Origin of the sequence: Nocardia sp. NPDC056100, from assembly GCF_042266325.1 — a bacterium.
GTDB lineage: Bacteria > Actinomycetota > Actinomycetes > Mycobacteriales > Mycobacteriaceae > Nocardia.
Window position 1 is genome coordinate 1,349,658 of sequence record NZ_JBHJVY010000002.1, and the last position, 22,455, is coordinate 1,372,112.

General features: G+C 65.2%; 22 protein-coding genes and 1 pseudogene. 6 read left to right on the plus strand and 17 right to left on the minus strand.

Annotated features, from left to right (window positions below; all coding sequences use genetic code 11):
• Positions 1 to 519: 519 nt before the first annotated feature.
• The 7 genes from ACFC0O_RS18385 to ACFC0O_RS18415 are packed head-to-tail and all read right to left on the minus strand — an operon-like array spanning position 520 to position 8,086.
• Positions 520 to 1,641 carry an amidohydrolase family protein gene (locus ACFC0O_RS18385; protein ID WP_375959245.1) on the minus strand — a complete coding sequence of 374 codons (1,122 nt, stop codon included), beginning with the start codon at positions 1,639 to 1,641 and terminating at the stop codon, positions 520 to 522.
• A 39-nt stretch (positions 1,642 to 1,680) separates the two neighbouring features.
• Positions 1,681 to 2,691: a 4-hydroxy-2-oxovalerate aldolase gene (gene dmpG / locus ACFC0O_RS18390; RefSeq protein WP_375959247.1), complete on the minus strand. Its 1,011-nt coding sequence runs from the start codon at positions 2,689 to 2,691 to the stop codon at positions 1,681 to 1,683.
• Entirely contained in the window at positions 2,688 to 3,629 is a 942-nt protein-coding gene (locus ACFC0O_RS18395) for an acetaldehyde dehydrogenase (acetylating) (RefSeq protein ID WP_375959249.1), read from the minus strand. Before ACFC0O_RS18395 ends, dmpG begins: the two co-directional genes overlap by 4 nt.
• A complete protein-coding gene (locus ACFC0O_RS18400; RefSeq protein WP_375959251.1) occupies positions 3,626 to 4,444 on the minus strand; it encodes a 2-keto-4-pentenoate hydratase in 819 nt (272 codons plus the stop codon). The genes ACFC0O_RS18395 and ACFC0O_RS18400 overlap by 4 nt, the downstream gene beginning before the upstream one ends.
• Complete coding sequence (locus ACFC0O_RS18405) at positions 4,441 to 6,195, minus strand: bifunctional 3-(3-hydroxy-phenyl)propionate/3-hydroxycinnamic acid hydroxylase (RefSeq protein WP_375959253.1); 1,755 nt, start codon at positions 6,193 to 6,195, stop codon at positions 4,441 to 4,443. Before ACFC0O_RS18405 ends, ACFC0O_RS18400 begins: the two co-directional genes overlap by 4 nt.
• A complete protein-coding gene (locus tag ACFC0O_RS18410) occupies positions 6,192 to 7,220 on the minus strand; it encodes a VOC family protein (RefSeq protein ID WP_375959255.1) in 1,029 nt (342 codons plus the stop codon). Before ACFC0O_RS18410 ends, ACFC0O_RS18405 begins: the two co-directional genes overlap by 4 nt.
• A complete protein-coding gene (locus tag ACFC0O_RS18415; RefSeq protein WP_375959257.1) occupies positions 7,217 to 8,086 on the minus strand; it encodes an alpha/beta fold hydrolase in 870 nt (289 codons plus the stop codon). Before ACFC0O_RS18415 ends, ACFC0O_RS18410 begins: the two co-directional genes overlap by 4 nt.
• 157 nt (positions 8,087 to 8,243) lie before the next feature.
• On the opposite strand from ACFC0O_RS18415, the gene ACFC0O_RS18420 reads away from it, so the two are divergent.
• A complete protein-coding gene (locus ACFC0O_RS18420; RefSeq protein WP_375959259.1) occupies positions 8,244 to 8,882 on the plus strand; it encodes a TetR/AcrR family transcriptional regulator in 639 nt (212 codons plus the stop codon).
• A gap of 18 nt (positions 8,883 to 8,900) precedes the next feature.
• Here ACFC0O_RS18420 and ACFC0O_RS18425 read toward each other — a convergent pair.
• Positions 8,901 to 9,934 (minus strand): annotated as a pseudogene (locus tag ACFC0O_RS18425) (amidohydrolase family protein).
• 250 nt (positions 9,935 to 10,184) lie between these two features.
• On the opposite strand from ACFC0O_RS18425, the gene ACFC0O_RS18430 reads away from it, so the two are divergent.
• Positions 10,185 to 11,132: a phosphotransferase gene (locus ACFC0O_RS18430; protein WP_375959261.1), complete on the plus strand. Its 948-nt coding sequence runs from the start codon at positions 10,185 to 10,187 to the stop codon at positions 11,130 to 11,132.
• An 87-nt stretch (positions 11,133 to 11,219) separates the two neighbouring features.
• Here the strand turns inward: ACFC0O_RS18430 and ACFC0O_RS18435 are convergent, their stop codons facing one another.
• On the minus strand, positions 11,220 to 11,573 hold the full coding sequence (locus ACFC0O_RS18435; protein WP_375959263.1) for a hypothetical protein: 354 nt from the start codon (positions 11,571 to 11,573) through the stop codon (positions 11,220 to 11,222).
• Positions 11,574 to 11,810: 237 nt separating this feature from the next.
• Here ACFC0O_RS18435 and ACFC0O_RS18440 point away from each other — a divergent pair, with 237 nt between their 5' ends.
• On the plus strand, positions 11,811 to 13,076 hold the full coding sequence (locus ACFC0O_RS18440; protein WP_375959265.1) for a hypothetical protein: 1,266 nt from the start codon (positions 11,811 to 11,813) through the stop codon (positions 13,074 to 13,076).
• A gap of 259 nt (positions 13,077 to 13,335) precedes the next feature.
• Positions 13,336 to 14,496, plus strand: a complete 1,161-nt coding sequence (locus ACFC0O_RS18445; protein WP_375959267.1) for a hypothetical protein — start codon at positions 13,336 to 13,338, stop codon at positions 14,494 to 14,496.
• 596 nt (positions 14,497 to 15,092) lie between these two features.
• On the opposite strand, the gene ACFC0O_RS18450 is transcribed toward ACFC0O_RS18445, so the two are convergent.
• A complete protein-coding gene (locus ACFC0O_RS18450; protein ID WP_375959269.1) occupies positions 15,093 to 15,329 on the minus strand; it encodes a hypothetical protein in 237 nt (78 codons plus the stop codon).
• Between the two features lie 321 nt (positions 15,330 to 15,650).
• On the opposite strand from ACFC0O_RS18450, the gene ACFC0O_RS18455 reads away from it, so the two are divergent.
• Together ACFC0O_RS18455 and ACFC0O_RS18460 are read left to right on the plus strand one after the other, a co-directional pair.
• Positions 15,651 to 15,998, plus strand: a complete 348-nt coding sequence (locus ACFC0O_RS18455) for an STAS domain-containing protein (RefSeq protein ID WP_375959271.1) — start codon at positions 15,651 to 15,653, stop codon at positions 15,996 to 15,998.
• Positions 15,999 to 16,125: 127 nt separating this feature from the next.
• Entirely contained in the window at positions 16,126 to 17,088 is a 963-nt protein-coding gene (locus tag ACFC0O_RS18460) for a hypothetical protein (protein ID WP_375959273.1), read from the plus strand.
• A gap of 298 nt (positions 17,089 to 17,386) precedes the next feature.
• Here ACFC0O_RS18460 and ACFC0O_RS18465 read toward each other — a convergent pair whose 3' ends face one another.
• The 7 genes from ACFC0O_RS18465 to ACFC0O_RS18495 form a co-directional block, all read right to left on the minus strand.
• Complete coding sequence (locus ACFC0O_RS18465) at positions 17,387 to 18,241, minus strand: hypothetical protein (protein WP_375959275.1); 855 nt, start codon at positions 18,239 to 18,241, stop codon at positions 17,387 to 17,389.
• A gap of 196 nt (positions 18,242 to 18,437) precedes the next feature.
• The gene (locus tag ACFC0O_RS18470) at positions 18,438 to 18,860 is read right to left on the minus strand and encodes a hypothetical protein (protein WP_375959277.1); all 423 of its coding nucleotides are present in this window, start codon (positions 18,858 to 18,860) and stop codon (positions 18,438 to 18,440) included.
• 238 nt (positions 18,861 to 19,098) lie between these two features.
• Positions 19,099 to 19,539 (minus strand): hypothetical protein, encoded by a 441-nt coding sequence (locus ACFC0O_RS18475; RefSeq protein WP_375959279.1) that lies wholly within the window; start codon positions 19,537 to 19,539, stop codon positions 19,099 to 19,101.
• A gap of 115 nt (positions 19,540 to 19,654) precedes the next feature.
• The gene (locus ACFC0O_RS18480; protein ID WP_375959281.1) at positions 19,655 to 20,428 is read right to left on the minus strand and encodes an IclR family transcriptional regulator; all 774 of its coding nucleotides are present in this window, start codon (positions 20,426 to 20,428) and stop codon (positions 19,655 to 19,657) included.
• 84 nt (positions 20,429 to 20,512) lie between these two features.
• Positions 20,513 to 21,019, minus strand: coding sequence for a hypothetical protein (locus ACFC0O_RS18485; protein WP_375959283.1), 507 nt, complete (start codon positions 21,017 to 21,019; stop codon positions 20,513 to 20,515).
• Positions 21,020 to 21,099: 80 nt separating this feature from the next.
• The gene (locus ACFC0O_RS18490; RefSeq protein WP_375959285.1) at positions 21,100 to 21,372 is read right to left on the minus strand and encodes a hypothetical protein; all 273 of its coding nucleotides are present in this window, start codon (positions 21,370 to 21,372) and stop codon (positions 21,100 to 21,102) included.
• A gap of 83 nt (positions 21,373 to 21,455) precedes the next feature.
• A complete protein-coding gene (locus ACFC0O_RS18495; protein WP_375959287.1) occupies positions 21,456 to 22,367 on the minus strand; it encodes a hypothetical protein in 912 nt (303 codons plus the stop codon).
• Positions 22,368 to 22,455 lie beyond the last annotated feature (88 nt).

Consider the following 22,455-nt stretch of genomic DNA (forward strand, 5'->3'; position numbering starts at 1 on the left):
GAAGGCTGGCGGCACGCCATCTACCTCCGCGACCCCACCAGCATCGTGGACGGACATCTGAGCGACATCCCGCTCACCGCCCCGTCGAGGCGGCGCAGGCCGAATTGCAGCGGCGGGTCGAGCTCGCGCATCGACGAAAGTTCCACGTGCGCTGGGAGACCGCCGACAAACCTGACTGGTGGACCGCAGAGGTCGCCGATGCGGGAGCTCTGCCCGACGACGAGAACGACAGCCAGTGAGCCGACCCGCAACCGGCATCGCGGATGTACTGAGCACCAACAGGACTCGCCCGTTGGCATCGGCTCTGGCAAATCCAAGGTGTCCTGCGGTCCAGACTGACATCGCAGCTGAGCGGTGGTGGGAGACGGGCGGGTGGACTACCGTGTCGATTCGTCGTTCGGTCTTGAAAATGGGGAGTGCTTCCGGATGCGTTGGGTGGTAATGACTTCCGTGCTTCTGGCAGGAGTGTTCATCGGTGGGTGCGGTTGATGTTCCATCGCACCGCACCGGTCAAAGCGGCTATGTCGCGACGGCTTCGGCCAGTCGCGGGAGTTGGCGCAGGGGGTTGTGGTGTTCGACTTCCATGCGTTGATCGGCGTCGAAGATGTCGCTGAGTCCCGGTGCGGGGTCGTGGCTTCCGCTCTGGGGCAGGGTGGCGGCGCTGAAGGGCCAGTCCGATCCGAACACGATGTGATCGCGGCTGGTGACGGCGAGGACGCTGGCCATGGCCGCGGGGGCGCCGCTGAGGGCGGTGTCGTAGTAGAAGCGGGAGATCTGGGTGGCGGTGTCCAGGACCGAGGGCCGGGGCAGGGTGTCGGGCCACAACTCCCCCAGCACGGTCTGCGAGGCCACCCCGATCCGGTGCGATACGAACGGCAGGGTGCCGCCGGCGTGGGCGAGCTGGAATCGAATGTCGGGGTAGCGCTGGGTGACGCCGGTGAACATCATCAGGGTCGCGGCCCGGGTGGTGTCGAAGGTGAACTCTTCCAGGAAATCCGGAAGGGGCAGTTCGGGTTTGGCGTCGGGCGCGATGGCCGCGGGGTGGATGAACACGAACGCGCGCCGGCGATTCAGTTCGGCCATGAGTGGTTCGAATCGTGGGTCGCCGAGGTAGACGCCGTTGTAGGCCGACAGCAGCACCACCCCATCGAGGCGCAAAGTGTCCAGGGCGAAGGCGATTTCGGCGATGGAGGCGGCCAGGTCCGGCATCGGCAGCACCGCGAAGGCGCCGAAGCGAGTGGGGTGGGTGCGAAACAGGTCCGCGGCGTAGGTGTTGCAGTAGCGGGCCATGTCGATCGCCTCCTGGCCGCCGAGGAAGGACACCCCGGGATCCGAGACCGACAGTGCTTGGGCTTGGATTCCGTAGTAGTCCATGAACCCGATGGCCTCCTCCGGTGACCAGTTCGGAGTCGGGTAGCCGCCGATCGTGAAATGGCCGTGTTCGATCAGGGCGGCCCGGTAGTCCGGTGGCAGGAAGTGCGCGTGGAGGTCGATCCGATAGGTGCCCGACGGGGGCTGCTGGCTGCGCGCGGGCCCGGCCGCGATCGCGGTTCCGAGGGCAGCGAATCCCAGTGCGCCGGCGGCTGTTCCGCCGAGGAGGCGGCGTCGACTGGTCTGGCGGGAGGAAGGAAAAGAGGTCACGGTCTCACTCACGGTCGGTGGAAATGGAGAGGGTCGGATTCACCTGGACGCGGCGCACAGATCGAGCGCGATGTCGACGATCATGTCTTCCTGGCCGCCGACGAGTCCGCGTCGCCCGGCTTCCAGGAGCAGGGTGCGTACATCGATTCCGTATGTGCGCGAAGCGGTTTCGGCGTGGCGCAGAAAGCTGGAGTACACCCCGGCATAACCCAGGGTCAGGGTTTCGCGATCGACCTGCACGGGTCGGTCCATGAGCGGGCGGATAAGGTCCTCGGCGGCATCGGTGAGCGCGTTCAGGTCCGCGCGGTGCTTCCATCCGCTCAGATCCGCGACCGCCACGAATGCCTCGAGCGGTGTATTGCCCGCTCCCGCACCGAGTCCGGCGAGTGAGACGTCCACGCGGGTGACGCCTTCCTCGACGGCGACGACGCTGTTGGCGACCGACAGGGACAGGTTCTGGTGGGCGTGCACACCGATCTCGGTGCTGGGTGCGAGGACGTCGCGGTAGGCGCGCACGCGATCGCGAATCCCGTTCATGGTGAGCCGACCGCCCGAGTCGGTGACGTACACACACTGTGCGCCATACGATTCCATCGCCCTGGCTTGTTCGGCGAGCCCGGTGGGGGTGTTCATATGGCTCATCATCAGAAAGCCCGACACGTCCATGCCGAGTTCGCGGGCGAATCCGATGTGCTGGGCGGCGATATCGGCTTCGGTGCAGTGGGTGGCCACCCGCACCGAGCGGACTCCGAGGTCGTAGGCGCGGCGAAGGTCGGCGATGGTGCCGATCCCGGGCAGCAGCAGTGTGGTCAGCCGGGCGTGGGTCAGGGCCTCGGCGGCCGCTTCGAGCCATTGCCAGTCGGTATGGCTGCCGGGGCCGTAGGTGAGGCTGCTGCCGGAGAGCCCGTCACCATGTGCGACCTCGATCGCGTCGACGCCCGCGGCGTCCAGCGCGGTCACGACCGCGGCGATGGTGGCGGGGGTGATGCGGTGGCGCAGGGCGTGCATGCCGTCGCGCAGCGTGACGTCCTGCAGGAAGAGCTCGGTCATCGGATGTGCTCCCGGGTCGAGGCGATCTGTTCGGCGACGCGCATCGCGGCGGAGGTCATGATGTCGAGATTTCCGGCGTAGGCGGGCAGATAGTGCGCCGCGCCTTCGACTTCCAGGAAGACCGAAACCTGGTGTGTCACAGGCTCACCGCCGGTCAAGGTGTGCACCGGACTGTCGGGCGGAATCGGGGTGATCTGGATCTGCTGTTTGAGCCGGTAGCCGGGCACATAGGCCGCGACCGAGTCCACCATCTCGCGCACGGCGCGATCGATCCGTGCTGCGGCTGCCCCGGCGGGGTCGTGCACCAGTGCCAGGACCGTGTCGCGCATGATCAGCGGTGGTTCGGCGGGGTTGAGCACGATGATCGCGCGCCCGCGTCGCGCGCCGCCGACATCGCGGATCGCCGCGCTGGTGGTTTCGGTGAATTCGTCGATGTTCGCGCGTGTTCCCGGTCCGGCCGATTTCGAGGCGATGGAGGCGACGATCTCGGCGTAGGCGACCTCGACCACTCCGGCGATGGCCGCCACGATCGGGATGGTGGCCTGCCCACCGCAGGTGACCATGTTGACGTTGCGGGCGTCGCGGTGATCATCGAGGTTGACCGCCGGAACCACGAACGGGCCGACTGCGGCGGGGGTGAGATCGATCAAGAACTTGCCATACGGCTCGAGCGCGGCCGCGTTGGCGCGATGAGCGCCCGCGGAGGTCGCGTCGAACACGATGTCGATCTCGTCGAAGCCGGGCATCGCGATCAATCCGCGCACACCGGCGGCGGTGACGGGCACTCCGAGGCGTTGTGCGCGCGCCAAACCGTCCGAGTCCGGGTCGATTCCGACCATCGCGGCCATCTGCAGGTGTTCGGACAGTCGCAGCACCTTGATCATCAGATCGGTGCCGATATTGCCCGACCCGATTACGGCTACTCTGGTGCGAGTCATGCATTCTCCCAAGTGAATTCGACGCAGCTCAGGATCGCGGTGCCGAGCGAGAGCTCCGCGCGAACCTGCTCGCCGGGAATCAGTGGCGCCATCGGGCCCAGTGCACCCGAGAGAACAATGTCCCCCTCCCGCAAGGGATTTCCGAGTTCGCGGGCGGTCCGCGCCAGCCATGCCAGTGCATTGAGCGGGTCGCCCAGGCACGCGGCGCCGGTGCCTTCGGAGACCAGGTCCTGGCCGATGCTCATGCGCATGGTGATCTCGCGTGGTTCGAACTCGCTCAGCATCAGATGCCGCTCGCCGAGGGTGAACCAGCCACTCGAGGCGTTGTCCGCGACGGTGTCGGCGAAACTGATATCCCATCCGGCGATACGACTGTCGACGATCTCGAGGGCGGCGACGGCATAGGCGACCGCGCCACGCACGGTGTCGGCGTCGAGTCGATCGTGATCGAGATCCGCGGCGAGCACGAAGGCGAGTTCGGCTTCGACCTTGGGCTGCAACAGAAGTGGACGTTCGGCCGGCGGGGTCTGCGGAACCTGCATGTCGTGGAACAGCACGCCGAAATCGGGCCGGTCCACCCCGAGTTGCTGCTGCACCGCGGGCGAGGTCAATCCGATCTTGCGTCCGATGATCCGTGCGCCGAGAGCGCGCCGGTGGGCGACTCCGATGCTCTGGACCGCGTAGGCCGCCTCGACATCGTCGCGGCCGATCAGATCGCGGACCGGAGCAACAGCGGTGCCGCTGGTCGCGGCCGTGCGCAGGCGTTCAGCGGCGCTCTGCAGCGTCGAAAACTGTTGGGAGCTCTGGAGTTTCATCGGGTCTCCTCGAAGTGGTTGCCGATCAGGTCCGGCTCCACCGGGGCGCTCGGGGTGCGGAATGTCGGCGCGGGGCTCGACTGCGCTGCAAGGCCGAGCTGGCCGGTGAGGGCGGCGATCAGGGTGGGAGCGTTCTCGGGGGTGGCGGTACCGAAGACGAAACGGTCCGGGCGGATCAGCACGACCGCGCCCGCTCGCACACGCGCGCGCTGGAACCAGAGGGTCAACACCCCGGTGTGGTCCTCGATATCGGTCACATCGTCGCGCCCGTCACCGGGTTTGCCCTGCGGGCGTCCACCGACGGGATAGATGGTGACGAACCGCGTGCCCACCGCGCGCAGGGCCTCGAGGTCCCGCGCGCCGAGCGTGGTGCGCGGATCCACACCGAGCCCGACCAGTGCGAAACCGAGTCCGAGGGCGTCGTCGAATCGCTGAAGTTTGCCGTCGTAGGTGCGCACCTGCGGCTGGGGTGTGAGCCGACCTTCGATGCCGAACAGGATCGGACGGTCCATGCCGAGATAGGCGCCGCGGCGAAATCGAGGTGCGGGCTTCATCTTCGCGCCGCGCACCCAGCCGCCGAGGCCGGGTACGCGCACCGCGGTGGCGAGTGCGATATCGCGGAGGGTCGCGAGCACCGGATTATCAAGGGAGACAAGGTTCTTGTTGAACACCGACAGGTCGATCATCGCCTTGGCGTGCGGTCGGCGTTCGGACTCGTAGCTGTCCAGGATCGAGCCGTCCGCGCCGTGGCGCAGGATCGCGGTGAGTTTCCAGGACAGGTTGTCCGCGTCGCGGACCCCGGAATTCATTCCCTGACCGATGAATTGGGGTGTCATGTGCGCGGCGTCGCCGGCCAGCAGGATTCGCCGGTCGCGCCAGCTGTCGGCGACGACGGCGTTGAAGGTGTAGACGAGTTTGCGCAGCACCCGCACTTCGCTGGTGTCCACGAAACGGGAGATGTGCCGCTCGACGGTGGCGGGGTCCTCCATCTCCTCTTTGGTCTGGTCCTCGCAGAGCATGAACTCGAACCGGTGATGCCCGTCGGGCTGCGGGCACGACACGATCGGCATGGCCGGATCGCAGACGAAGTCGAAGTAGGGCAGGTGCCGGAAGGCGTCGATACCGTCGCGGGCTTCGAGGTCCACGACCAGCCATCGTTCGGGAAAGCTGGTGCCGGACATATCGATCCCGAGATGGGTGCGCACAATACTGCGGCCGCCGTCGCATCCGATGAGGTAGTGCGCCCGGACCCGCTCGCGGCTCCCGGGTTCGATCTCGAGGGGACCGGTGCCGTATCCCGAGCTCGTGCAGTGCTCGTGGTCGATCACCACCCCGTCGGCGTCCTGCTCGAAATCGGTGACCGAGCGGCCGCGACGAACGGTGACGTGCGGGTACTGCTCGAGTGCTCGTTCGAGGCTGTTCTCCAGATACGGCTGATACAGAAAGTTCGATACCGGCCAGCCCAGCGGACGTTCGACCTGACGGAACTGCGCCAGGACCCGGCCGTCGCCGCGCACCCATTGCACGGTGGAGTCGGTGTTCATGTCCGCGGCGAGTTCGTCTGCCACACCGGCGGTTTGGAAGATACGCATGCCTTCGTCGTCCGTGTAGACCGCGCGCGCCAGGCCGTAGTAGTGCGGTTCGCGTTCGAGCACCAGCACGTCGATCCCGCGCCGGCCCAGCAGATTGGCCAGGGTCAACCCGGTCGGCCCGAGGCCGACGATCACGACCTCATGATCGAATTCGCTCATTTGCCTGTACTTCCGATGAGTTCGGGGACGGTGATTTCCGGGGTGCGCAGGCGCGCAACGACATTGCGCAACTGGTCGAACTTGTCCAGCGGGCTCGGCGCGACGGTGTTGTGCCCCCAGATGCTGATGCCCTGGTAGGTCGTGGCCGTCCAGGCCCGATCCAGTTCCGGGGTGATCACGACCGGGTTCCAGCCGACCTCGAGTTCGAAACCCGAAGGGGTGACGCAGTAGAAGGACAGTTCGCGGTCGTTGGTGTGCTGCCCGACCGACCACGCCATCCGGAAACCCAGGTCGGTGACGCGTCCGAACGCGGCGAGCATGTCCTCGAGGGTCGCCGACTGGATATTGACGTGCTGGACGCGGGTCCGGATGGGGTCGATCTTGAGGCCGCGGATATTGGCGACGGCGATCGAATGATGGCGTTCATTGACGCGCAGGAATCGGATCTTCATCTTCAGTCCCGAGACGTTCTCGTCGATGAAATCCGATAGGCGCGAGTCGAACAGAGTGCGGTAGTAGGCGTGCATGAACTCCGGCTCGCGGGACACGATCGCCACGTGACCCAGACCGGCCTCGCCGGTCACCCATCCGGAGCTGAGCATCCGCAGCGGCTCATCGGTGGTGATCGGGGCGGTGAAGACCTCTGTCGCAATGCCTTTGGGGCCCGGGAAGCGCCAGAGCCTTTCCACGCCCCGCAGCGCGCAGTCCTCGGCGGTGCCTTCCTGGATCGGTACGCCACGGTCGCTGACGCGGGCCAGAATCCGGTCGAACGTTTCGTGATCGTCCACATGCCAGCCCAGCGCGGTGACATCCTCGGCGGTGCCGCGCCGGATCAGGAATCGGCACGCGCGGTCATCGAGCCGAAAGCGCAGTGTGTCCGCGTCGGGCCGGTCGGTGTGCAGTCCGATCGCGAGCGCACCGAACCGGTGCCAATCCGCGAGTCGCTGGGAGTGGACCACCAGGTAGCCCAGATGCACTGCGCCATAGACTGATTCGCTCGGATCGACAAGCGGGTGGTCACTCATGCCGACTGTCCCAAGAACGCCACGACGAGATCGTTGAACAGTTCCGCGCGTTCCCACTGCACCCAGTGGCCGGTGCGCGCGGCCAGGTAGAGATCGCAGTTGGGCATGCGGTCAGCGAGCATGCGCGCGCCCTCGGGCCGGTTGACCTGATCGTCGGCACCCCAGATCACCAAGGTCGGGTGGGTGACCGAGCTCAGGCGCGGATCGCGGGTGAAGTCCATCCGCCATACGGTGCGCAGCGCGCCGAGCCCGGACGGACGACGCAGCGGCGGGTTCGCCGCCACCTCGGGATCCACACTCGCGCGGTACCGTTCGTCGATGATGGCGTCGGTGATCGCGCTCGCGTCGTACACCAGGTAGTCGCGCAGGAACTGCGCGAGCTTCTCCCGGCTCGGGCCCTGCCCGGTGTAGTAGGACAGCAGGGACTGCAGCCCGCTGGTCGGCAGCGTACGGGTGGTACCGACGCCACCGGGGCCCATGAGGATCAGCTTGTCGACCTGTTCGGGCCGGTCCATCGCCAGCCGCAGTGCCGCGGCACCGCCGTAGGAATTGCCGATCAGATGGGCTCGGGGCACCTGCAGCACCTCCAGCAGTCCGCCGATCGCGGCGGCGAGATCGCCGAACGGGTCACGCTGATCGATGTGTTTGCTCGATCGGCCGTAACCCGGCAGATCGGGCACGATCACCCGGAACCGGCGGGCCAGGACCTCGATATTGCGTGAGTAGTTCGACAACCCCGACGCTCCCGGTCCACCGCCGTGCAACAGCACCAGCACCGGGCCGGTACCCGCCTCGGTGAAGAAGATGTCACGATCACCGACGCGGACCGTTCGCCCGGCCTCGACCTCGTTGTCTGTGCTTGTCACGGCTACCTCCAGAGCATTGATGATGAAATCATCAGTCAAGATGGTTTCCTCTGTCAAGGAGTATTTGATGATTTGATCAGAACTGTGAGTTGCATCGTAAATCGGTACTGACAGATTCCTCAGATATGATTTGGCTTCCAAGAGGGAAGTAGGTCCGATGACTGCCGAACCCGCGGCGCCCACCCGCACCGATCGCCGCCGCGAGCGCACCCGCAACGCGCTGCTGGCCGCCGCGCGCGGGTTCCTGTCCGAAGGCCGGTCCTCGGTGAGCATCCAGGAGATCACCGATGCCGCCGACGTCGGCTTCGGCAGCTTCTACAACCACTTCGACTCCAAGGAACAGCTTTTCGACGAAGCGGTCCGCTCGGCCCTGCTGGTCTACAGCGAAATGCGCGATCAGATCGTGGCGCTGTACGAGGACCCGGCCGAGGTGTTCGCGGTCAGCTTCCGGATGACCGGGCGCCTGCAACGCCGCATACCGGAAATGGTGAAGGTCGTGCTCAACTCGGGGATGGGCGTCATGCTCCGCAACGAGGGACTCGCCCCGCGGGCACGTCACGACATCCGCGCGGCCCAGGACGCCGGGCGCTTCGAGCCGATGGACGCGGATCTGGCCGTCATGTCCGCGGGCGGGGCCCTGCTGGGGCTATTGCAATTGCTCGACGCGGACCCCGGCGCGGACGCCGACGCCCTCTCGGACGAGATGACCTATCGCATGCTGCGCATGTTCGGTATGAACAAGCGCACTGCGGAACGACTCAGCACCGGACCGCTGCCCGAGATTCCGGAACTCTGAATCGGTTCCGCTGCCGAGTCACCGGCGGTTGGCGGCGCGCGCCACCGCCCGAAACACGCGCGTGCGCACCTCGTTTCGCACTCGGGTGCGCAACGACCGCTCGCGCACCGGAGCCGTCACGCCGCCGAAACGCGGGAACAATGCGGCGGCGTTCGAGCGGTCGATCGCCGCACGCGTCGCCTCGTCGGCTCCTCGAAACTCGGTGAGACCGGCCTGGAAGTAGTGCACGGCCGGTTCGGGGGCGAACGGCCAGTCGCTGCCGTAGAGCACATGGCCCGGTGCCGCGAACTCGAGCAGCGTGGGTAGGGCCGCCGCGCTCGAAGTCAACGCGGTATCGAAGTAGAAACTCGCGAGATCATCGAGAACCTCGATCGGGCTACGCCCGGTCTGGGTGAAAATGCTCAGCGCCATGCGATGCGAGGCATAGGGAACGAATCCCCCGCCGTGACTGAGCACGAACCGAATGTTCGGGTATTGCTGACGAATACCGTTGCGCACCAGCAGATATGCGGCGCGGCTGGTATCGAGCAGAAAGTCCGCCGCGAACGGCAGCACACCCGGGACGGTGGGGCCGGGCAGATCCCCGGGTGCACGAACGCCACCGCCGCGCGCTCATCGAGCACGCGGAACAACGCGTCCTGGCCCTCCTCACCCAGGTAGGTACCGCGCGAATTGCCCAGCAGGACAACCCCATCCGCGCCCAGCTCATCCAGCGCCCGGGCCGCCTCCTCCGCTGCGGTCGCCACATCGGGAAGAGGGACCGTGGCGAAGAATCCGAAGGTCTCCGGCGAGCCCGCCGCCAGCTCGGCGGCATAATCGTTCACCGCTGTCGCCAGCTTTGCCGCCTCAGCGGGATCGGACAGGAAGGTGGTGCCGGGAGTCGACACGGACAAAATCGCCGATCCGATACCGGCCCCCGCCATGGTATCGACGGCTTCCCGCAGGCTCCACTGCGGCAGCTCTCGACCACCCGCCGCTGTGATGCCGTGCGAACGGAGCACCTCTGCATAGACCGGCGGAATCATGTGCTGATGCACGTCGATTCGGTTCAGCGTCATGCCGAACGTCCTCTCGGTTGAGCCTACTGGCATGTGGTCCAAGCACCACAACCACACTCGACAGTATGATCATTACTGACATTAATATCAACAACGGGCAGCGGGATTGAATTTTCCCGCAACCACCAAGGCAACGACCTCGCGAGGACGCCTCCGGACATACGAGCGGACCGAGCCCACCGACCGCGGCGGCGATCGAACTCCTGAAGTGTTCGAGGTATTGACGCTCAGGAAGACTGGCCGAGTGCGATGGGACGAGGCGAGGCGTATCGGTGAGATTCTCGGGGATCGCGTGCTCGAGTCACGGGTGTTGGCCGGTGGCTACTCGCACGAGACCTGTCTGCTGGTGCTCTCGGCGCGCTCGGTAGTGGTGCGCGTGGGCACCGCCGACCACGCCATCGAGGCCGCCGTCATGGCCGCGGCCGCACAGCGGCTTCCGGTCCCGACGGTCATCGGCGTCGTGCCGTCGACCTCGGCCGACGAGCCACCACGCTCGGTGATGATGCTCGACTACGTCGCAGGCACTCAGCTCAGCCAGGTCCTGTCGGATACATCGCTGAGCAGCAAAGACTTTCGCTCACTCGGCGAAGAGGTCGGACGGGTGGCAGCCGAAACCAGTGCGATAAGTTTCGACCGCCCTGGCTTTTTCGCCGATTCGGACCTGACCGTGTCGACGGTGCCGCTGTGGTCGGAGCAACTGCCCGCGTTCGCCGACCAATGCATGACCGCAGTTCCGGAGGTTCGCCTGGAGCTGTCGGCAAGAAGAGCCTGGGCCGAGCTGTGCGCCGCACATGCTCCGGCATTGACCGCGGTGAACCATCAGGCCCGCCTGGTTCATTCGGACATGAACCCGAAAAACCTGCTGGTCACCCGCACCTCAACCGGATGGCGAGTCGACGCGGTCCTCGATTGGGAGTTCAGCCATTCCGGTTGCCCCTACGCCGACGCCGCCAACATGGTGCGCTTCGGCCACGACTACCCCGCCCCCTTCCTGCAGGGTTTCGCGGCCGGCTTCACCAACCACCTCCCCGAAGACCTCAACACCCCATCCGATTTCGGCTACCTCGGCCGAGTCCTGGACATGTTCGCCCTCAGTGATCTCGCCACCCGTCCACCCGGCCACCCCGTCGCCGACCAAGCCGCCCATCAGATCCGACACTGGCTCGCCACCGGCGTGCCCACCTCGCTCTAACCAGCCCTTCCCGCAGCTCGAGAACACCCGCACATCGAAGGCGAACGGTATTCCTCGTCGACTGATAGTCCACCACGGGCTGACCGTTCAGATATCCCCGACTTCTTGTGCGGTGTTGGGCTCTCGCGTTGTTCGGTACTGATCGGTCAACCGGAAGAACGCGTCGATCGGCGTTTCCTCATCCTGCAGATGCTGTTCGATGGCAACGGCCCGCCCCAAGGACATACCCCATCCGTACGTCGATCCGAGCCAATTCGTGAACGGCCCCCGAGCGCCGAAAGCGAACTCTTCGGGCACCGAATGCACCTCGAGGGCAACCGAATAGCCGAGCAGCATCGCCTCCAACTCCTGCAGCGACCGCGCCCACATCCCCGGCCGCGGTCGAATGTTGTAGTCGAGCAGGTCATACACGTCGCGGCAGTCCGCCGGCTTCTTTAACACGAGACCTACACCATCACATCACCGCACCGCCCGCTACCTCGACAGGTGTGAACAGCCACGACCACCTCAGAGCACGCACCGGTGGCAATCTTGAGGTATCTCGCACACCCACATCCGAGCGGCCTTGTCGGTCCCAACTCGGCAACCGCGCGCAGTCGACCGCCGCCAGATCCGTTCGGCCCGTTGATCTTCGCGCCGCCAAGCTGGCCGGTTCGGTCAGCACGCCATGCGGTACGAATGGCCGATTCGGACAATCGCCGTAGTCAGGTTTTTCAGCGGCGCCGCCCAATCCAATTGCGAAGGCAGTCAACGCCTGTCAATATCGGTGCCCATGATCGAAAGAATCGAGCTCTCCCCCGCGCGATGAGCGCATCCACGGGCTCGGCCAAGGCCGGCTCCCCGACCACTTTCTACCAACACGCGCTCACCCTCGCCCGCCAGAACCCGGACGTTCCTCTCCCTCGCGACGGTGAACCATACCCGGACGCCGCCCGCCGACGAAGCCGCGTGTGGAGTGCGAACAGATCCGACGACCAGGGCAGCCGCACCAGTCGCCTCATCGACGAATTCTTCAGCGCACCAACCGAACACCGCGATATCGCCCGCCTGTACCGCGAGGTTGTCGACTACGACATCGAGATCGCGCTGTGGCCATCGATCGCGGCGGCGATCCGCCGCGCCGACCCCGGCCAGGCCCGCGAGCTCGGCCGTCACCTCGTCCGTACCAGCACCGACCAGAACCCAACCGTGCTCGGTATGGCATTGCTCGCGGTCGTCGGCACCGAGGACGACATCTCGTTGATCCAGACGATCGGTTTGCTGTCGGACACCTTCGGACTACTTGCCTCGCAGGCTCTTGCCCGGCTACCCGATGCCAGCACCAGCCTCATCTGGCTCGCTGACCGCACCGTGGGCTGGGGGCGGGTGTACCTGGTCTACGCTCTCTGCGAGCTCGGTGATCCCGCGGCCGAACCGTGGCTCCTGCGCAAAGCCTGCGACGGACACCATCTGAACGGCGAATTCGCCTACAAAGTCGCGTGCGCTGCGCCGATCCACGACGCGATCGCAGCACCCGATGCCGACGAAGCTCTCATCGATCACACCGGCAACCTACTGTCGACCATGACCGGGTGTGGCGGCATGGGCGGCACGCTGTGGGACTACGACCACGCCGAACACGTTCTCACCCACTATCTCTCACACATCGGTGGACTGGCTCCAAACCAGGATCGCTATCACGATCTGTGGGCACTGGCTAGTTTTCTCGACGGTCACACCAGCGTGACTCCCCCGGATTGGGAAACCCTGCACTCACTAAGAACGGGCTACTGGTCCCTGCTGACCACCTCACCATGGCACGCCACCCTCACCACCGCATCGAACAGTGACAACGAAGGAACACGCGAATGGGCGCAACGCGTCTTCGACCAACTCGATCGACGTCGCGCGAGGTATCAGCAAGGTACACAAAGGCGCGGTGACGGTTCGTATGACGAGCATTAGAGCCTTCAATACAACCGGTTGGCTGGCCATTTTCAATGGAACCGAGACGCTCATGGGCCGCCAGCGCGAAGTCGATGGCTGGGACCCGTTACCGGGACCGCCCTAATCGTTGACGCCGAGCACGTAGTCCGACGCCCATTGGCTGTCACCTCGGACAGCAGGCTCACCCGCAAGCAGCAGCGGAGGTTCAGCTCACCTCAGGTCGCTTCTGCCAGTTGAACTTTCGCCACCTCCGGCAGGCAGGTTCGGCAAGCGCGCTATGTCGCAGTTGAGTGTGTTCGGCCGCGCGCGTGCCATCTCCCGACTTGGCGGATCGTTGTCGGCCTGTCTTGTTAGATTGGCGGCCGCGATGTGGAAGGAAGTGACTGTGGCCGAGGATGATTGGGCACTGCTGCAAGCCGATATTCCTCGGGTGTTGTCCCCGAATCGGGATGATGACGGGGAGGTCGTGCGGCCGCAGCTCGGAGAGACCGTCCAACTGCGCGATACCGGCAGCGGCCAACGGATCCTGTTCTGCCCGGACGGGAAAGGCGTCGGCGTCACGGTCTCGGTCCCCGATGATCACGAGGCAGCGACCCAGCTACGGATGGTTCTGCAGGCGCAGCGGACAGCTTCGTTGTCGCTCGTGCGCGATCACGAAACCGGCGGTATGCGCCCTATGGAGCACGCTGTGTGGGAGCCACTACCTGATGCCGCGCAGGCAGCCGATAACGACGGCCAGATCGGCGGGCAGGGTGAGAGCCCCGCAGAACTCGCCCACGAATGGCGCACAGGCTGGCGACACAACGCGACCTACCGCGACGAGATCGCGGCGGCGATTGTTGCTGTCCTTCGAGATGGACTGGGCTCCGCCCCTTCCCATCTCCGCGTGTGCGCCTTCAATGACGACGGACCCGCCGATCGCCCGCGCCTGGGAACCGCTGTTCCCGATCGACCAACCACCAGAGGTGTGCCCGCCCGCTGCTCGGGTTGGGACGACTTCACCGATCGGCTGGGTTGGGTGTTGACAACGTTGCCTCGCCAGGGATATCTCGACCTGCCGATCCCCGGAACCCAACTGTCGATTCAACTTTCGAAAGGGTCGAAGGGCGACCAGCTCGACAGTCGGCTCTGGAACGAAAAAGGGGCAAGCCCAGGTCCCGCAGCACTTCACGATCCATTGCTCGAACTCGGATGGCGTTGGGGCACTCCGGGATATCTCATCGATCATCCTGATAACCGCAGATGGATGGGCCCCAAGACCGGCACCGGCACCGCGAATCCCACGGTGCACAGCCTTGCCGCCCAGACGGTCGCGACCCTGCGCACGGTCGGCGGTGCTACAGACCCGAACAGCCTGGAGTTCAGAGCTTTCGAATATCGGCCGGACGTTCAAGAACTTCCCTACGTCGCAACAGAGTTGGGATCACCTCAGACCTGAACCAGGTCGACGCTGTTGAACCAGCCACTTGACGGTCATCCAGCGCGAATCATCCGGCTCAGTATCACTCCCACCCCCGAATCCACTCCCACGAAACACATCCGCAACTCGGCAGTAGCGGATGCGCCTGCGCCGCAGTTCATCTCGCGTCCACAACATCGACCTGGCCGGATCGGCCGAGGCGGTACGCGACATTGCGGAGCGTCCCCCATCGATGCGCCCTTCGAGAAAAGAGAGTGCGCACGCACTCTTCAGTCCTGTAGAACCGATCCGTGATGGCAAGGTTAAGCGAGTCTGAGTACCTTCGTCGGGTCGAGTTGCTTGCTCATACGGTCTGCGACCGCGCCCTGGACGAGGGATGGCTCAGCTATCACCCCGATCCGGACGATGCGACGCCGCTACAGAGCGCAGTCAACGAGCTTGCTCGCAGCCTGCGGCACGTCCATTTCGAGGGCGACGGGTGCGTGTTCGAGCGCGGATTCGAATCGGTCGGGGACGAAGTGGAACGTGGTGCCGCCCCAGTTGCCGGCCAACCGGGCCGCGGCGACCCTGGGCCCTGTCGACGCGGCGACCGCTTCAGGCGAACAGATTCGGGTTCACCATTGCGCCGTGAACTCGATCGGGGGCAGTCCTTCCTGTCCGCGCAGCCGGTCTGCGGCGATGGCCAGATCCGCGAGCGCGGAGTCCGAGAGTCCCGGGGCGAGCCGAACCATCAGATGCATCGCCCGGCTGTGCCGGTCCGCTGCGGCCCGCTCCAGCGGCATCGACTGGTCCGCCGGTATTGCGGGCGCGCCAATGGTGTTCGCCGTGGCGGATTCTCGCATCTGTGCCACCTCGGGTTCTCCTTCGGATTCGACGAATGCGGGCGCGGACGCCCCTGAGCGGTCAGCGTGCCTGGGCGCGATGACTCGCACCGATCGATACCCCGGTCTCCTCGGCACCAAACCCCGCACCTGCGACACGCCCGCCGACACGACGAGTCGGCCCTCCCCCGATCTCTGCGGGGCCCCGGACCGGGCACGCGGGGCAAAAGTGACTGGTCGGTCGGATTGGCATGAATGGTCAGCTCCGATGCCAGTATCGAAACCGGTGCCGGGGTGGTAAACCCTTCACCGAATGGTGTGAATCGGACCAACGTGGAGGGAAGTTCGCTGATGAACGCTCCGGACCAGCTTCTGCGGATACGGCTCGACGAGGACCCCGCGAACCCGGTGGTAACCGTGAGCGGGGAAATCGACGTGACGTCCGCGCCGATGCTCGAACGCGTATTGCGCCAAGCGCTGGCGCCCAACCCGCGCACCGTGGTGGTGGATATGACCGGGGTCAGTTTCCTGGGCTCGGCAGGGATCACCGTCCTGGCCGCCGCCGCGCAGCAATGCCGGGAACTGCCACGCGTGGTCGCCTCCTACCCGGTGCGGCGGCCGCTCGAGATCACCGGCGCGGACGCACTGTTCGTGCTGTGTGACAGTCTCGACACCGCCCTGGCCGCGACCAGGAGTTGAGCTCAGCACTCGGAGAGTCCTGTCGCGACGGACAATTCGGCAAGAGGAGGCGGTCGCGCGCGCCAGGCCGGGTCGACCTGGTGCCCCGCGCGGATCGCACACTGTTCGGGCCTTGTACCGTCGCCCTGTGTCACCGCGTGCCGAGCTGGTTCAGATCATCGACGAACTCGACGGAACACTGCCGCGCACGCCCTCGACACCCGGGCCCGCGGCAACACTCGCCCGCGGCGTGCTGACCCTGTGGGACGCGACCCTCTCACCACTGAGGCACCGGCCCACATCGCTGCCGGGCACAGCGAGACTGCTCGATATCGCCGCGGGCTCCGACACTTTCGCCGCCACCTGCCCGGACGGTCTCTGGATCCAGTCCGGTGCGGGCGCGGACCCGGTGCGCGCACCCGTGCCCGCCGACAGCGCAGTGTTCCTCGCCCCGGATCGACTGCTCGTGACCGCGCCCGGTGCCCCGCGAACAGGACGGCAGTTCTCCGAGTCGCACCGGGTGATGCTGATGGACCTGGCCGGTCGGATCCTGGCTGAGGCGCACGTCGATGTCGACGACGCAACACCGCACCTGCTGCGCCACCCCGTACAGCCCGCGGTGGTGTGTGATTTCGCGATGGGGCAGGACGGCAACGCGCTCACCGTGATTCGCGCCGACGGAGACGCGCTCGTGGTGCGAGAGATCTTCCGCACCGAGGAACTGCTCCCCCTGGCCTTCGATTCAACCGGTGCGCGGTTGCTGCTGGGCCCCTACCCCACCGACCCGTCCCGCGTCATGGTGGCAAGTTGGCCGGACCTGGAGATCCTGGCGACGCTCGACGCCGAGTCGCTAGGTCTCGCAACAGGATTCGACACCTCCGGCGGCTATCTGTGCGACGACCGCGCCCTGCTGCTCGGCACCGAGCAGGCCCCGGTGCTCACCGACGGCATGCTCACCGACGCGGCGATCCTCGACATGGTGGACCTCGAGGTGTGGGCCGGACCGGAGGGTTTCGTCGAGACGGTGATGCCCGTGTCCCCGGACCTGTTCGCGGCGGTGCTGTGGGAATCGCGTAAGCGGACCACCACCCTGTGGCGGATCACTCGATAGCCGCACCGAGCAAATAGGGTGCCGAACTCTGCCCCGGCCTCGCACGGCCCTCGAGATCCTGCATGACGATCCACCTGGATTCCGGCACCTATCACCGGGTCAGTACTCCGTCACCCGCAATACCGCGACAACTATGCCGACGGAGGTCCCGACGACCTAAGCTCGCCCAGTTTGCACGGCCCCTACCTGCTCGGCCTCATTTCCGCCGACAGCTTCATCCGTCTCAGCCCACAGACAGCCCAGGGCTCGCTGGTGATCTTCCGATGCACCCAGCAAGAGTGGCTGGCAGCCCCGTTCGTCAAGGCTCCCAGCGTCCGCCGAGTTTGGTCCAAGCTTGGCGGAGCTGTGTGAGGGTAAGGAGTGTCTCGGCCGCGTCCGGAGCCTTCAGGAGTTGGCTCAGGGGTGGGCTGTGGGTCTGGCCGGTAGCGACAGATGAGTCGATCAGCACTATTCGGCGGTCGGCGAAGATGTCCGCGCGCCGACGCTCGGATCCATTGATAAGCCCTTGATGGTGATCGGTGAGGGCTTGGCAATACACGGTGCTGAGGCCGCCGTGGCGTCGAGGATCGAGTTCGACTTTGAAGCACCACCAGTCATCGTCCACGGGCTCGGGGGTTCCACCGGCGATCGCGCTGGCGAGTGCCTGTTCGGCGTCGGTCCGCGCGAGTAGCTCTTCATCCGATCGCAGTGCCACTGGTGATGGCAGCGACACAAACCCATCCACCTTGGTTGAGGGTAAAGGCCGATTCTGCGTTGAGCGGTCAATGATCCATTGCGGCACGATCTCTCGTGGGTAGAGGCGCAGATCCTCCTCGAGGTCGGCGCGTCCGAATGGGAAGTATTCGGGCTCGTCGTACCCGTACTCGGTGAATGCGTCACCGGTGCGGCTGATCGTCAGATACTGGGTGAACCACGTGCCCCGACCGGCCTTGTACATCAAGGTTCGTTGCTGTTGCGGGAGATCCCTGAGGCCCAGCGGCCGGTCGAGCACTGTCGTGCCATCCTGCAGACTGGCCTCGGTTTTCATCATCACCGACGAACCCGCGGCGACGTAGGTGATGTTCAGCTCGTACCAGTGTTCGGTGGGGCCGTTCGACCACACCTCTTCCACCAGGCGCTCGAACAGCCACTGCTGACGGACATCGGCCGGCATGTCCGACGACTTCGATCTACCCATCTACCAATCGACCCACTCAATCATCAACTCCTGCAGAGGCAATGAGACCCGCTGCTCTCGATCAGCGTAGACAGGGCTACCCATGTAGACAGGGCGGCTATCCGTCACAGGCCGCCCAGCCCCGAGTCCCGGATCGCACGCCATGCGGTGTGGGCTCAGGCGGTCATCCTCTCTAGGCAGATTCGTTGGTGAGGTGCACGTGTGACGGCAGGCTCAGGTTCAGCTGTTCGACCGCCGCGCGGACACTGGCGTCGAGCTCCCACTGCAGATCTACGACATGACCCGCCCACACGTCCCACAGGCAGCTGACGGTGTCGTCGATGATCAATCGAAGCGTCGAACCAATCTCCGGATCCCCGGGATCATCCACCCATCCGAGCTGCGCGTCGTACGTTCCGCGAAGAATGAGGCGCCAGCGATTCAGCTCCCCATGCGAGAAGAACCCGTCGTTCAACTGAACGATAGCGATACCGACTGTCACAGAAGGCATTTCCGGTGATGAGAAGCAGCAATCCACACTGATCACCATCCAATCGTCGCTGTGGATCACGCCCTGGACAACCTGGTCGCCTACCGACCCGAACTTCGCGCTCATCGACAATTGAGTGCGTTCGGCCGGCCGAGATTGCCTCGGCGCGTTGACCTTCGTTTTGCCGCACGGCCGTTTCGAACCGCGCGCCACTCGGCAAGCAGGTGTGACAAGTCAGCACCTTGGAATCGGCGGGAGCTGCCTCCGGATCGGGTGACAGTGACACCCACCCATGCAGCAGCCCGTGCCGAGTGGCCCCGCATCTGGGAAAACAGATGCGGGGCTTAGGTTTTCGGTCAGCAGGTCAGGAGACGCTCCAGTTGGCGTAGCGGCTCCACCATTCGGCGGAGTGGTTCGACTCCTCCTGGGAGGTGTTGCCGCGCAGGTAGCCGTCGTCGAAGTAGGTTCCCTGGTAGATGCCGACTTTGCTGTCCCTGATCCATTCGATCCGGAAGGTGATCGTCCGCCCGTTGATCACTCCCTCCTTGACCCGTCCGGAAGAGTTGATGGTGTATGCCAATCCGGTGAATTTGGTCGCGGTGGCGGAATCGTCTATCGAGACGTGGAATCCGAGGGGGCTGTCGTTGGTGCCGGATGCGCGCTGGTAGATGTCGAACTCGTGCTGCAACTCGATCGTGCCGGGTGGAAGCGCCGGGGCGGTGATCGTGCCGGAGACGGTGAAGGCGGCGGTGGCGCCGAGTACGAAGAGTCCTGCGCACAGCGTTCGTGTCAACTGGGAGAACATGGAGGCTCCTGTATCAGGTGGTACGGCACGAGCTTTCGTGCTGTGACCTAATTCAGGATGTGTTCCTCCGATGTTTTGTTCGGAGTGTTCGCGCAGGTCGTCGCGAGCGGCCGTATCACTCAGTGATACGGGGCGCGATCGCGGTGCGGACGAGGGAACGCAGATCGCGGCCGATGGCATCGGCGGCGGCGATCAGGGCACGCTGGGTGGAGCGCTGGGCGGCGGCCGAGCTCCGGCCGGTGATGCCGATGACTCCGAGCGGCCGTTCCTCGGCGTCGAGAATGGCGGCCGCCACACAACTCCAGCCGGGGGTCACCTGTTCGCGTTCGTAGGCCAGCCCGGTCGCGCGCGCCTGCTCGAGCAGCAGCCCGAGCTCGCGGGGAGAGGTCGCCGAATGCTTGGTCAGCGGAGCGCATCCGGTATGCGTGATCCGCTCGCTGAGTTCGGCGTCGTATGCCGTCTGCAGCCTTCCGGCAGCGGTGAGCGCAATGCTGGACCCGAGGCGGGCATTGGACGGCCAGTTCTGGTTCCGGACCGCCTCGCGGTACTCGTGCCCGAAAACCAGCTGCCGAAAGACCATTTCACCGTCGAAGAACTCCCCGCACCAGCTGACCTCCCCGTGCGCGCGCAGCGAGAGCTCCCTCAGATGTGGCGGCGCGACGACGGACAGCCCTTCCTCGTTCACCGCTCGGAATCCGTAGTAGGCCAGCCGCGCGCCGAGCCGGTAGCCATCGGCGACGAGTTCCAGAACCTCATGGCGCACAAGATCATTGGCGATTCTGCGGACCGTCGCCTTGGGCAATCCGGTACCGCGAGTGAGTTCCGCGAGCGACATCGGCCCGGACGCGGCCGCCACCGCATCGGTGATCGCGACTACGCGACCGACCATCGTGTGATCATCGGACATACACGACCACCCGGCTTCCCCGACAACAAGGCGACCGGCCCAGTGTGCGAGCACAGCCCTACGCTGTCAACGGATTTCGCCGATCATCTGGCAGCGAAGCCGCTCCACCGCCGATTCCAGCACATCCCGACTGGAGCCCCACACGATCGCCGTCTCGCGGCGGTGCGGAAGATCGATGAGCAAAGCGACACCGATACCGTCCATCGCGGCTCGTCGCGACCGACCTTCCTTGTCGCTCAACACCAAATAGTCCGGCGGCTCGGTCGGCACCTGCCACGCATAGAGCCGGCCCTGGTCACTCTCGTCCAACTCCGGCCCGGCTTCGATGGCCTCTCGCGGACTCACGCAGAGGTCGAAGCGGATACCTCGCACCGTGCGCGGTCGAATCGATTCACCATTGCCGCTCAACGCTATTGGAAGGCGATGCCAGCCTGGCCGGGCGGGAGAATGACCTTCGATCACCACGTACAGCAGAGCCGGATCGAAGGCCCGAACCAGCTCGGACGGTCGTGCGCCGTGGACGGCAACAGACCAGCCCCCGTCCGGTAGCTCTGAGAGCGAATCAACCTGCACGCGCGCAATCTACCGACCGCGTCCGGCACAGCCCAACCGCCCGACTCGCGGCAGATCAGTGCGTGTCGGCGACGTCAACTCTATGTCGGCCGCTGGTGACCGCATTCGAGTGCAGTGCCCAATCGGTCCAGAACAGTGACTTCATTGATGGATCCCGTCCACACCACCAGGCTGTCGTCATACCGGGCCACGTCGAAGTCCGGGTCGTTACTGGTTTGCACCGCACGGTCGCTCTCGTCGAACTCAAGAGTGATCACGTCGCCGGGACGAAGCCAATAATCCCTTGCCCAAGGCTCGACCCACACCGCAAAACTCTTGTCGGAGTGTGGATTCGTGAACCTGATCCTCGGCATGGATTGGAGAGTACGACAACGGTGGCAGTGCCGCCCGTCGCGCGCCATGACAGTGCGTTTGTCACTTTTCGCGACAGCGGCGGCTACTTTCTCCGGGTCCAATTCAGATACAAGTACCTCGTCGCGATACCAGGTAGTTTGAGCCGCTTTCGTGGTGGTGCGTCCGCGAAGACGCGTAATCGATCCGGGCGTGGGAGGCGGTTCAATCCGAGAGCATCGACTGCGAAGGCTTGGGAGAGACCGTCTCTCCATGCCTGAACCTTCAGGTCGACGGGAGCGGCGATCGCCAGCGCACTCGACAGCGCCGTTGTCACGTCCTGGGCGAGCTCGGTGTAGTCACTGGAGGTTGGGGGTTGGTGCAGTTCCTTTGCCCAATTCTCTGTCCCGTTGCCCGGGGGCTCGGACCAGCCGTGCGCGGACATGAAATCTTCCTGCTCTTCGGACATTCGATGCCGCAGGTCCAGGGTGCGGTTGGACGCCACCTCGCAATAGACTTCTCCAGGCCGGTGCACGACCTGGGCGTATCTACCGTCTGTCGCGCGCAAGGTCAGGTACGCATCGGCAGGCATGTCGGACAATACCCGCGCCAAACGGTCGGCGAGATCTGACCACTCGACCGGCGGGGCCGCGAGCTGGGGCTCGAGCCGTCGGCCAGTCCCGAGGTCGCGGGGAGGATCCGCCAATTCCCAGTCCTCGTCGGGAAATCCCCAGTCAATCGCCACTCGCGCATCGGGTACCAGCTCAGCGACAGTGTGTTCGATCTGCGCTTCGAACCGAGGCCCCCACTTGAACCAGCGGGTGATACCCATGGGCGCAGGATCGGTTTCCCCGCGGACCACGAACCTTCCGTCCTCGAACGCTTCGCAGTACGTGGGCACTTCGTAGTAGACGCGCTCATGCAGCAATACGGCATCGACTGCGGCGAGCACCGCCCGGGCCAATTCCTCATCGCCGTCGAACCTGATCGTCAAACGGAGATCGATGTTCTCTGACACAGCCTGAAAGCTAGATCAACCCTCCGACAACCACTTTCGCTCCACGGCAATCGCGCGCCTTCGAGTACGCGCCCGCATTGTGTAATCG